At 27.2% G+C, this 12,196-nt stretch carries 9 protein-coding genes and 1 tRNA gene; 2 read left to right on the top strand and 8 right to left on the bottom strand.

Annotated features, from left to right (window positions below; genetic code table 11):
- The 5 genes from HMPREF9709_RS03015 to HMPREF9709_RS02995 form a co-directional block, all read right to left on the bottom strand.
- Nucleotides 1-567, bottom strand: a 567-nt coding sequence (locus tag HMPREF9709_RS03015; protein WP_005397826.1) for a lytic transglycosylase domain-containing protein, incomplete at its 3' end; no start/stop codon positions are given.
- Nucleotides 564-1,160 (bottom strand): dephospho-CoA kinase, encoded by a 597-nt coding sequence (coaE, locus tag HMPREF9709_RS03010; RefSeq protein WP_005397825.1) that lies wholly within the window; start codon nucleotides 1,158-1,160, stop codon nucleotides 564-566. The genes coaE and HMPREF9709_RS03015, both read right to left, overlap by 4 nt.
- Complete coding sequence (gene polA / locus HMPREF9709_RS03005; RefSeq protein ID WP_005397824.1) at nucleotides 1,150-3,786, bottom strand: DNA polymerase I; 2,637 nt, start codon at nucleotides 3,784-3,786, stop codon at nucleotides 1,150-1,152. Before polA ends, coaE begins: the two co-directional genes overlap by 11 nt.
- Before the next feature lie 8 nt (nucleotides 3,787-3,794).
- Complete coding sequence (ppk1, locus tag HMPREF9709_RS03000) at nucleotides 3,795-5,942, bottom strand: polyphosphate kinase 1 (protein WP_005397823.1); 2,148 nt, start codon at nucleotides 5,940-5,942, stop codon at nucleotides 3,795-3,797.
- Between the two features lie 9 nt (nucleotides 5,943-5,951).
- Nucleotides 5,952-6,845 (bottom strand): Ppx/GppA phosphatase family protein, encoded by an 894-nt coding sequence (locus HMPREF9709_RS02995; protein ID WP_005397822.1) that lies wholly within the window; start codon nucleotides 6,843-6,845, stop codon nucleotides 5,952-5,954.
- Between the two features lie 205 nt (nucleotides 6,846-7,050).
- Between HMPREF9709_RS02995 and HMPREF9709_RS02990 the strand changes: the two genes are divergently transcribed.
- A tRNA-Leu gene (locus HMPREF9709_RS02990) sits at nucleotides 7,051-7,137 on the top strand.
- A gap of 446 nt (nucleotides 7,138-7,583) precedes the next feature.
- On the opposite strand, the gene HMPREF9709_RS02985 is transcribed toward HMPREF9709_RS02990, so the two are convergent.
- Nucleotides 7,584-9,248, bottom strand: a complete 1,665-nt coding sequence (locus HMPREF9709_RS02985; RefSeq protein WP_005397821.1) for a MutS-related protein — start codon at nucleotides 9,246-9,248, stop codon at nucleotides 7,584-7,586.
- A gap of 119 nt (nucleotides 9,249-9,367) precedes the next feature.
- On the opposite strand from HMPREF9709_RS02985, the gene HMPREF9709_RS02980 reads away from it, so the two are divergent.
- Nucleotides 9,368-10,126, top strand: coding sequence for an HAD-IIB family hydrolase (locus HMPREF9709_RS02980; RefSeq protein ID WP_005397820.1), 759 nt, complete (start codon nucleotides 9,368-9,370; stop codon nucleotides 10,124-10,126).
- A gap of 123 nt (nucleotides 10,127-10,249) precedes the next feature.
- On the opposite strand, the gene HMPREF9709_RS02975 is transcribed toward HMPREF9709_RS02980, so the two are convergent.
- Together HMPREF9709_RS02975 and HMPREF9709_RS02970 are read right to left on the bottom strand one after the other, a co-directional pair.
- A complete protein-coding gene (locus HMPREF9709_RS02975; protein ID WP_005397819.1) occupies nucleotides 10,250-10,477 on the bottom strand; it encodes a heavy-metal-associated domain-containing protein in 228 nt (75 codons plus the stop codon).
- Entirely contained in the window at nucleotides 10,478-12,184 is a 1,707-nt protein-coding gene (locus HMPREF9709_RS02970) for a heavy metal translocating P-type ATPase (protein WP_261313139.1), read from the bottom strand.
- Nucleotides 12,185-12,196 lie beyond the last annotated feature (12 nt).

The raw sequence follows: 12,196 nt of genomic DNA, 5'->3' as shown, positions 1-12,196 counted from the left end.
AGGATTTTTATAATATATATTATATATTTTTTTATTTAAATTATATTGTTTCTTAACTTTTTGGATATAATCTTTTGCTTCTTGAATTGGTATATTTTCATAATCCTCATAACTACCGGTTAAAATACCACCGTCAATCCAATTTTTAACATTGGTTGGTCCCGCATTATATGCAATAATCGCATAATCAACACTCTTAAATTGATTTAGTAAATGCTTAAAATAATATGTCCCATATCTAATATTAGTTTCTGGATCTTTTAGATTTTCTTCCTTAAATTCTTCATCAAGTTGAGATGCAACCCACTTACCAGTTTCTGGTACTAATTGCATCAATCCTCTAGCATCCGCTTTTGAATGTGCGTTTGGATTAAAGCTACTTTCCGTCTTTACCAAAGCTGTTATGAGCTTTTCATCCAGCTTATTCTCTTGAGAATATTTTTCAATATATCCCATATATGGCTTATGATTATCTCTTACTAAGAAAAATACTAAGAAATATATACCAATGAATATTACTATTGCAAGTACTAGTAAAAATACTAATAGTCTTTTGAATACTTTCATAATGTCCTCATCTTTTCAATAATTTGTTTCTTAACATAATCTATATCTTTCGAATTATCTAAAATAAAATCACAATATTGAACTTTATCATCAATGTTTATTTGAGTATTTACAAGTTTTTCAGCTTCATCATATGAAATATTATTTCTTTTTGCAAGTCTTTCTATTTGAATTTGTCTATCTACATAAACTAACCAAATTTCATCAAACTCAATACTTAACGCCCCTTTTATTTTTAGTTCAATTAAAAGAGGGATGTCCACAAAGATTATTTCATTTTTATAAAATTCAATATTTTCTTTTATTTTATTAAAAATATTATCATGGGTCAAATTATTTAATTTGTTTAACTGTTTTTTATCATTAAAAACGATATTTCCTAATTTTTTTCTATTAATCGATTTATCAGGATTTAGTATTTTATCACCAAAATATGAAACTATCGCATCATAGTTTTCATTACCAACTTTCATTAATTGATGTGCAATCTTATCTGCATCAATAACATTATATCCCAAATCTTTTAATATGTCTGTTACTGTGGATTTTCCTGTTGCAATTGATCCAGTTATGCCGACAACTCTAGATTTCATACCAAGTTTCTCCACTATCAACTTCAACTAAAAGTTTAACATTGATATCTACAGCATTTTGCATCTCTTCGGTTAAAATTTTCTTGACTTTTTCTAATTCTGATTTATCAGTTTCAATTATTAACTCATCATGTATTTGAAGGATTAACTTAGAATTCAATTTTTCCTTTTTTAATCTTTCATATACATTTATCATCGCAATTTTTATGATATCTGCGGCTGTCCCTTGTATAGGTGTGTTTAATGCGATCCTTTCTCCAAAACTTCTTACATTAAAGTTTGAACTCTTTAACTCTGGAATGTATCTTCTTCTATTAAACAGTGTTTCCACATAACCATCTTCTTTTGCTTTTTTCACAATACTTTCCATATATTTACTTATTTCAGGATATGAAGCTAAATATTCTTCGATATATTGTTTCGCTTGTTTTCTTGGTATACTTAAGTCTTCTGAAAGACCATAATCTGAAATACCATAAACTATACCAAAGTTTACCGCTTTTGCTTCAGATCTCTGTAATTTAGTAACTTTATCTAAGTCTACTTTAAATACTTCTGATGCCGTCTTAGTATGGATATCAATACCATGTTCAAAAGCATCAAGCATATTTTTATCTTTAGTCAGTGCAGCCAATACCCTAAGCTCAATTTGTGAATAATCCGCTGAAACAAGCAATTTATCTTCTCCAGCAACAAAAGCTTTTCTGATCATCCTACCTTCTTCTGTTTTTATAGGAATGTTTTGTAAATTCGGATCAGTTGAACTCAATCTACCCGTCGCCGCAACTGTCTGATTAAATTTAGAATGTATTCTTCCGTCTTTACTTATAACTTTAATTAATCCATCAATATATGTGCCTTTCAATTTTGATACTTGTCTATATTGTTCAATCAATGGAATAATTTCATGCTCATTTCTCAATTTAGATAAAACATCAATATTTGTAGAATATCCTGTCTTAGTTTTTTTGATTACTGGTAATTTTAATTTTTCAAAAAGTATTTCACCTAACTGTTTAGGAGAATTTATATTAAATTCTTCTCCAGCCAAATTATAAATTGAATTTGTTAATTCTTCAATTCTTTCATTAATTTCAATATCAAGCTTTTCAAATTCATTTCTATCAATTTGTATGCCTAATATCTCCATATGGGCTAAAACTTTAACTAAAGGCAAATCAATATCTTCTAATAGATGAATCATATTGGAATCTTTAAGTTTATCCAATAGACTATTTAATGAATGTTCTATTACAAATAGATTATTTGAAAGATATTCTTCAACATAAACCATTTCTAAATCTTCTAAAGTTTTAGCAGATTTACCTTTACCTAAATACTCTTCTAATGATTTAATATCTTTTTCTAATTCGGTAAATGAAATATCTTTTAATGAATAGTCTCCTTTTGGATTAATTAAATAAGATATAATCATTAAATCTTGGTAATTATCCTCTAGGTTTATACCAATTTTATCTAATAAAATAATTAACTTTTTAATGTCGAAACCAATTTTTTCGATATCGAGATTTTCAAAAAATTCCTTAAATTTAGCAACAAAAACATCTAAATCTTTCTCTAAATCCACAACCAATACATTGGTTTTATTACCTTTTATAGCAATATATTTTGGTTCACATTGTAGATAGTCCCCATCACAAATAATATCAAAAATGATTTTTTTATGCTTTTGAATATATGCACTTATGTCTCCAAAACGATTTACGCCAACAACAGTCGCTTCAAAATCAAAAGCTTCATCAGTTTCCGGTGCAAATTGTGTGGTCAAAGTATTAAATTCTAGCAATTTGTATTTTTCATATAGTTCTTCTCTATTTGGCTCTTTAACCTTTAAATCTTCTATTGAAAAATCTAAATCAACATTTGTAATTATTTCACCTAATTTTCTAGAAATAAATGCTGAATCTCTGTTATCCATTAATTTTTGAGGAAGTGCTTTACCTGAAACCTTATCTATATTTTCATATACTCCTTCAATGGTGCCATATTCTTTTATTAATTTAACTGCTGTTTTTTCACCAACACCTGGTACACCAGGTATATTATCTGATGGATCTCCCATAAGTCCTTTTACTTCAATTAATTTTTTAGGTTCTAAATCATATTTTTCTAACACTTTTGCTTCATCGTAAATTTCTAGATTTGAAATACCCTTTACAGTGTATAAAACAGATGATTTATCATCAATCAATTGAAAATAATCTCTATCTCCTGTCAACATATATGATTGTATATCATTGTCGTTTGATATTTTAGATAATGTACCTATAATATCATCAGCCTCATAGTCATCCATAGCAAAATGTTTAACATTGTATGAATCAAGCAAATCTCTTACCATTCCAAATTGTGTCAATAATTCGTCTGGAGTTTTTTGACGATTTGCTTTGTATTCAGCATAATCTTTAGTCCTTAAAGTTGGTCCAGCATTGTCAAAAGCAACTAATATATAATCAGGTTGAATCTTTTCAAGCGCTGCATGAAACATATTCATAAATCCATAAACAGCCCCTGTTGGCACACCTTCTCTTGTTGTTAAATTTCTAATAGCATAAAATGCTCTAAAAATTAAGCTTGAACCATCAATTAATAATATCTTCTTCATTTTTCCTCTTACTTTCTAAAGAAATCTAAAATTCGGGCAAATATTCTCTTTTTAGTTTCTTTATCTTCTGGTATCTCTATCTTACTTGTATTATCGTTTTGTATTTTTTCTTCTCTCACTACACTAGGTCTGTATAAATAACTTGGAGTGATTTCCATATAGTAAAGATGTGAATCAAATTTCTCACCTTCAATATATTTGTAGTTTCTATCACTTTGTAATTCTGTGGCATTTACGGTATCTCTAAATTGATTATCTAAAAACTCTAGCATATAATTTTTAATATCTTTATCTAAAATTGGTAGTGCAATTTCAACACGTCTTTCAGTATTTCTTGTCATAAAGTCTGCAGATGCTATATATACATCAGATCTTTCACCTTTACCAAATTGGTAAATCCTTGCATGTTCAAGATATCTTCCTACGATTGAAATTACCCTTACATTTTCTGTTTCACCTTTTATGCCAGGCACTATACAGCATATACCTCTGACAACTAAATCAACTTTTATACCATTTCTAGATGCTTCAGCCATCTTTTCAATCAAATCTTTATCTGTGATAGAATTGCATTTAATTCTAATATATCCATTCTCACCTTTTTCGATTTCTCTATCCATTAATTCAAGCATTTTTTTCTTGAATGTAGATGGAGATTGTAATAGATACTCATATTCATTATCAACTCTAGACATTTGCAAATTATTAAAGAAATTAGATGCATCAATACCGATTTTTTCATTAGAAGTGATTACATTCATATCTTGATATTGTTTTGCAGTGGATTCATTATAGTTACCAGTACCAATATGTGTTATATACTTAACTTTATGATTGTCCATATATGTTATTAAACACACTTTTGAATGCACTTTATATTTCTCAACACCATAAAGCACATTTACTCCACCTTGAATAAGCTCTTCAGAATAATCAATATTATTGATTTCATCAAATCTCGCTCTAAGCTCTACAGCAACAGTAACTTCTTTACCTTCTTCTGCCGCTCTCAACAAATATTTAATAATTTTTGAATTTGTTGCCACCCTATACAGTGTAATCTTAATTGAAAAAACTCTTTCATCAAGTGAGGCTTCTTTCAATAATTCAATTAATGTATCCATATTGTCATAAGGATATGAAAGCATAACATCATGATCTTCAATTTGTGGAAAAATCGGACTTCCTTCAGTAATCATATTTGTCTTTCTTGGAATATATGGATTAAATGAAATAGAACTAACTTTTCTACTATCTAGATATTTTCCTAGTGACCAAACATATTTCATCTTCAATGGTGAACTGGTCACAAATATTTGATTATCTTCTAGTTCTAAATTTTCCTTAATAAAAGTATTTGTAATTTCTGAAAACTTCTTATCGGTTTCCATCCTTACTGCAACAAGTTTTCTCCTATTGCGTAATTTCTGTTGTACAAATTCTTTATAATCAATTTCTTCATCAGATCCTTGATCTAAATCAATATCTGCATTTCTTGTCAATCGTATTACATATTTCTCTACAATTTCAAAGTTAGGAACAATTTTATCAAGATGATTGATAATAATTTCCTCTATCATAATATAATTATTAGAATTTGGTAATTTTATCAAAGGAGGCAATGCATCTCTGACAGGCAATATTAGATGCATAATTCTCTTTTTCGTTTTTAATTCAGCAAGTATATAAAGTGAATCATTCTCAATAAAAGGGAATGGATGGTGTTTATCAATAATATTTGGAGAAATCATAACCATAATATTTTTATTAAAATAATTATTAATAAATGCTTTTTCTTCTTCATTTAATTCATTATATTTTAGATTTCCAATATTATTTTCTCTTAATTTAGTTTCTAAATCATTATAAATTGCATCTCTTTTAGCATATAAAGTGATACATTCTTTATAAATTTCGTTCAATTGTTCTTGTGGTGTCATGCCCGTTTTAGAATCTCGACTGACATCTTTTAATAGTGTTAAATCTGTTAATGATCCTACTCTGACATTAAAGAATTCCGTTAAATTACTATCGAAAATACTTAAAAACTTCAATCTCTCGTATAAGGGTATATCTTCATCAGTACCCTTCTCTAAAACACGTTCGTTAAATTTCAACCAAGATAATTCCCTATTTTGCATATATAATTCACTCATGAAACACTCCTATTTCTGCAATTTTTCTAAAAGATAACCCGTTCTTACACCACTTTCACTTACTAAAATCTCTTCAACAGAGAAATAATCACATATTGTTAATAATATTAATGCTCCAGGAACAATTGTATGTATTCTATCTGGAGATAGCTGCAATAGCATTCTTATTGTTGCCTTATCTTGTTCTATTAATTTGTTAACTACTGTTTTTAATTCTTCAACATTAAAATATGTCTTGAATCCAAGATTATAATATTCTCTTATTAATCTTCCCAGTATTCTAATAGTACCTCCTACACCTGTAATTTGCTTTCTAACATTTTTAGAAAAGCCTTCTGATTTCATATAATTTTTTACTTCTTTTTTTATCAATTTTGCTTCTTTCTTTGTCGGTATAATTCCTTCGATACAATTTGAGAAAAATGACAAAGAACCATTATTCATTGACTTTGATAATTTAACTATACCATCGTCAAATAATGTAAATTCAGTTGATCCACCACCAATGTCCACATTTAAGCCGCTAGTTATCCCAAATGTCTCGGTCACAGCCTTAAAGCCAAGCTCTGCTTCCCTATTTCCAGATAATAAATCAACTTCTATACCAGTACTATCTTTTATTTTCTTCAATATTTCATTTACATTTTTTGAATTTCTAATTGCAGCAGTTGCAAAAATAAATAAATCTTCAATTCGAATGTTTTTTGAAATATTAACATAATCAGACAATATCTCAATTAGACGAGAAATACCTTTATCAGAAATCACACCATTTTCTATATATGATGTAAGACCTAAATTTTCTTTCTTCTTAAAAAATCTGATTAAATCTTTTCCCTTATCACAATAAATTTCTAAACGTACAGTATTTGAACCAATATCTACTATTCCATATTTTTTCATTAATTACTCCCTATTTTTCTATACTCTAAGTATAACAAAACAGAGATAAAATATCATATTTTACAATAATCAATTTAAATAAAATCCCTCCCTTAATTTTACACATACAAAAAATCTACTAAAAAAATTGAAAATTTTTTATTAAAGTGTTAATATTATAGAGCAACAACAAAAAACTCCTTTTTTTTTGGAAGTTTTATTTCAAGCCCATGTGGTGGAACTGGCAGACACGTCAGACTCAAAATCTGATGCTTTCACGAGCGTGGGGGTTCAAGTCCCTCCATGGGCACCAATAAACCATTAGAAACGTGTAGAAATACACGTTTTTTCTATTTTTAAAAGGTTCATTTATATCTATTGGATTTTGTCTCCAATAATTATTAATGAACCTTATTTATATATTCAGCTTTTTTTAGGTTTTTACAAAAAATACTGTCACCTTAAAATTTTCTTCAGTATAATATATCAAATCAATGATTAATACTGAGAAATTTAAGAATATTTCGAGTATAAACGAGAAAAATTATCATTTATATCAATATTAATCAAACATTTTCAGTATACTTTTTATTTTCTATAATTTATACTGTCTTTTTCACTAATTATTTCAGTATAAAATGAAAAAAAGAAATTTACACTGACGAAAAAAAATTTGACTCAGTATAATTCAATAATATTCAATTTTTACTGAATTCAAATGTATTTTCGAAAGTATATTGTCCTGTATTAAAGTGTTTATCAATCGGATAATACATCCCATTTTCTATTTTCTAGAAAATACATAACTCTTTCATTTGATTCAGTAACGATTGTTCGTGGGAATTTCATTATATCAAGTAGTTTTATTGCATTTTTTGTATTTGAAGGTCCTTGATGCAGTTTGTAGTCAAACACAATTTGGTTGTTTTCATCTATTATTTCTTTAAAATGAATGTTTTGTATTTCATCGTTAAACATTTCTGTAAGTTCAATATCATGAGTCGCAATATATGCAATAGCATCGTTATCTGAAAGATATTTGATTATACTTGCGGATGATGCTATTCTTTCTATCATATTTGTACCTTTTAATATTTCATCAATAAAGTAATATGAAAGATTTCCATTATCTAAATCTTCAATTAATCTTTTTAATGATTTTATTTCCGCAATGAAATAGCTATCCCCTTCTTCAACATCATCTTTGATTGCCATTGAAGTTAGAATGTTTCCCTTTTTTAAACTAAAACTATTTGCTAAGGCCATAAATATTGTTTGTGATAAAATCGCATTTATCGCAATACTTTTTACATAAGTGGATTTTCCAGATGCGTTTGAACCAGATACTAAAAATATACCATCTGCCTTTACATCATTTCCTACTGGATTTTGTAAAAGTGGATGTTTAACATTTGTAGCATTAATTTGGTGATTTTGTGTAAAGTCAGGTTTAATATAATTTTCTCTTCCAATCAATTGTTTATAGCTTAAAATTGAAATGGCTGATTCAATATTCCCAACTTCTTTCCAAATTTCTACTACAGCAGTTTTATTATTTTTTATATGTTTTTTCGCTATTTCATATGAAATTAAAGGAAGCATAAATACTGTATTTATAAAATTCGCTATAAGTTCTACATCTGAGCCTGATTCAGTTTTACCAAGAATTGATATCTTTGTTAATGTCTTTATTTTATTTATTTCATTTTTTAATATTTCCTTACTTGGCGTATCAAGTTTTAAGATTTTTTTACTTGCATTTATCATTTTTAAAACATAATTTATCTTACTATAATTGCCTTCATTAACGTTATTTTGAGTATATGTAAAGATAAAATTATAAAATACAGAGCTAGAAAGTAACATAAGTCCGAATGGATTTATTTTAAATGCTATTAAAATAATTCCGATTATTGGTAATGTACCCATAAGTATATATTTAATAAGATTATTCTTTTCCATATTTACATCTGAAAAAATATATGTAAGTGCTCTATTTGCTTCAGATTTTCCTATACTATTTAAAATTACTTGAATTTTCAACCTTTTTTTATCATCTTTTGATAAATCTTCCATTAATTCTGTAAAATGTTTTTCAAAATCATCTGAGATATTTATTTGTCTCAATATAGAATAAAGTGCTTCTGATCCTAGGCTTGACTGAGTGTTGTTAATTAAATCAAATATCTTAAACATTTCTAAATCATTCCAAGTATTATCATCAATTAATATTTCAGTGTTATTATATTTACTTATTAAGTTAAATGCTTCTTTTAAATATTTTTCATCTTCAAGTTTTGTAAATTCTCTATTTTGCTTCTTACCAAATTTGCTCTCTATATATTTCTTTTTATTGATTTTGGTGAATATATTAAAACCAATGATAATGCTAAGTATAGCAATAATCGAAATGGCTATTTCCATAAATATGCCTCCATTTATTATTTGTTTATAATATATCATATAAGATATATTTTATAAAAATTTTCTATATTTTTATTATTTTATGATAAAATAATAATAGTTTAAATTTAGGAGTTAAAATGTATATATTATCAAGTGATTTTGATGGCACACTTTTTGTTAATGGTGAAATAAGCGAAAAGGATAGAAATGCCATAAATAAATTTAGAGCGCAAGGAAATCTATTTATAATCAATACTGGGAGAAGTTTGCCAGATATATTTCATCAGTTTGATTTACAAAATTTAGAAGCCGACTATTATATCGGTTCAAATGGTTCAATGGTTGCGGATAAAAATAGAAAAACCATCTATAAATCAGAATTTTCAACAGAATTATCAAAAGAAATTTATGGATTTTTTAAAAATAAATTAAGTGAAGAAGTGTTTTTTATCGCTATAGATAGTGAAAATTCAACAGGCGTAGAGTTCTACGACAAAGACTTTGTCTTTTTCAAGGATAGATACACAAATATCGAAGAAGCTTTCACAAATAATATCATTACTATGTTTTCACAAGCAAGAGATAAAGAAAATACTTCAAAAATAATTGAAAAACTTAATATCGAATTTGGAAATAGAGCTATCTTTAACAACACAGCTCCATATATTGATATTACCGAAAGCTTAAACAATAAAGCGACCGGACTAAATGTCGTAAAACAAATAGAATCTGAAAACTTAATAGATATCTACACTATAGGTGACGAACTTAATGATATTTCAATGTTAACTGAATTTAACGGATTCACAATGTCACATGCAAATGACTATATGAAAGCTCAGATTAATCAGAGTATTGAATCCGTAGGAGAGCTGATAAATACAATATTGAGATAGAATTTTTATAATTAATTCAAAAAGGAGTTGATGTAATCATTTTACAACAGCTCCCTTTTTCAAAATTCATTATTTTATCCTTATTTTGTTATTTGAAAATCTAAAATAACTTCGATAAAAAAATTATTTTTCCTTTATATTTTCTACAACATACCCAACTTCGTTAATAATTTTTTTTATTTTTTCTAAAGAAATTTTTTCTTCATCAAAATTTAATTTTACTTTAGATGCATTAAATAATACTTTAATACTTTTTTCTTCTATTCCTTCTATATTTTTTAATGCACCTTCTATCTTCTTCATACATGATGGACATGTCAATGTTTCTAATTGTAATATTGCTTGTTTCATTTATTTTCCTCCTTTATTTTTGTAGTTTAATAACCTCATACCATTAATGATAACTGCTAAAATGCTTATCTCATGTATAAACATTCCAATTGACATATTTATAATATTTGAAAATATTAATCCTAGGAGTAAGATAAATACTGTACCTAAAGCTATGAAGATATTTTGAATCATATTTCTAGAAATAGACTTCGATAATCCTAATGCATAAGGTAGTTTAGATATATCCGAATTAATCATAACAATGTCCGAACTTTCAATTGCTACATCTGTACCATTTCCCATAGCAATACCTACCTGTGCAATTGATAAAGAAGGACTATCATTTATACCGTCTCCAACAAATGCAACTATGTTATCTTTTTTTATCATTTTCTCTACATATTTAGATTTATCTTCTGGTAAAAGTTCACCATAAGCTAATGTCATTCCCAGTTCTTTACTTACTAAATCTACAATTTTTTGATTATCACCAGATAATATAATTAAATTATTAACTCCTAAATTTTTTATCTTTTGAATAACTTCTTTGACATTTGGTCTTATCTTGTCTTTAATCCCCATTATTGATACTATTTTTTTATCAATCGCAGTTATGACTGTAGAATTTCCTTGGCTTAAATATTTTTCTATTATTAACTTTTGTTCTTCATTTATCTCAATATTCTCTTTTTGCATTAAATAAATATTTCCAACAACAACTTGTTTACCATCGACTGTTGAAATTATTCCACCACCTTTTACGACATTTGTATCTGATGTTTTATAAGACATATTATTCTCAAACTCTTGAACAATTGCCTTTGCAAGTGGATGATCGGACTCTTTTTCAACACTCACTAATAGATTAATAATTTCTTCTTTATTATTTGCATAAAATTTAATTTCAGATATTTGTGGTTTTCCTATAGTTAATGTACCAGTTTTATCAAAAATCACTGTATTAACTTTACTAAAATCTTTTATAACTTCACTACCTTTAAACAATACACCATTTTGTGCACCATTCCCTATACCCGCTACGTTTGATACAGGAACACCGATAACCAAAGCACCTGGACAACCGAGTACAAGTATTGTAATTGATAGTTCTATATTATTGGTCATTAACAATACCACAAATGATAATATTAAAACAATTGGTGTATAGTATTTTGCAAATGAATCAATAAACCTCTCTGTTTCTGATTTTAAATCTTGCGATTCTTCAACCAATTCAATAATTTTCCCAAAGATTGTGTCTTCACCTATTTTTTCAGTTCTTATTTTAAAAGTCCCATTTTCTACTATAGTTCCAGCAAATACTTGTGAATTTTCTGATTTCTTTATTGGTATTGATTCACCTGTGATGCTAGATTCATTGATGTAACCTTCTCCCGCAATAATCTTCCCATCAACCGGAATTTTTGATCCTGTTTTTGCCAAAATCAGATCATTTATTTGGATGTCTTCTATAGTAACTTCTTCAATTTCTCCATTTACATTAACCTTTAATGAAAAATTAGGTGACATATCTAAAAGTTCTTTTATTGCAGATCTTGTGTGCCTTAATGTCCTTTGTTCTAGATATGAACCAAATAAATACAGAAAAATAACAATAGCTGATTCTTCAAAATTTTTTATAAAAAACGCTCCAATCACTGCGATTGTAACTAAAACATCTATACTAATTACTTTTACTTTAAGCGCGCCAATTGCCGATAGAATAATTGGGAAACT

The organism is Helcococcus kunzii ATCC 51366 (assembly GCF_000245755.1).
GTDB lineage: Bacteria > Bacillota > Clostridia > Tissierellales > Peptoniphilaceae > Helcococcus > Helcococcus kunzii.
Note: the sequence above shows the minus strand (reverse complement) of the source record. Positions and strands in the feature narration are given on the sequence as shown.

What these genes read in the sequence shown, in the direction of transcription:
- coaE (WP_005397825.1), bottom strand. Translation starts at nt 1,160, where the DNA reads ATGAAATCTAGAGTTGTCGGCATAACTGGATCAATTGCAACAGGAAAA.
- polA (WP_005397824.1), bottom strand. Translation starts at nt 3,786, where the DNA reads ATGAAGAAGATATTATTAATTGATGGTTCAAGCTTAATTTTTAGAGCA.
- ppk1 (WP_005397823.1), bottom strand. Translation starts at nt 5,942, where the DNA reads ATGAGTGAATTATATATGCAAAATAGGGAATTATCTTGGTTGAAATTT.
- HMPREF9709_RS02995 (WP_005397822.1), bottom strand. Translation starts at nt 6,845, where the DNA reads ATGAAAAAATATGGAATAGTAGATATTGGTTCAAATACTGTACGTTTA.
- HMPREF9709_RS02985 (WP_005397821.1), bottom strand. Translation starts at nt 9,248, where the DNA reads ATGGAAATAGCCATTTCGATTATTGCTATACTTAGCATTATCATTGGT.
- HMPREF9709_RS02980 (WP_005397820.1), top strand. Translation starts at nt 9,368, where the DNA reads ATGTATATATTATCAAGTGATTTTGATGGCACACTTTTTGTTAATGGT.
- HMPREF9709_RS02975 (WP_005397819.1), bottom strand. Translation starts at nt 10,477, where the DNA reads ATGAAACAAGCAATATTACAATTAGAAACATTGACATGTCCATCATGT.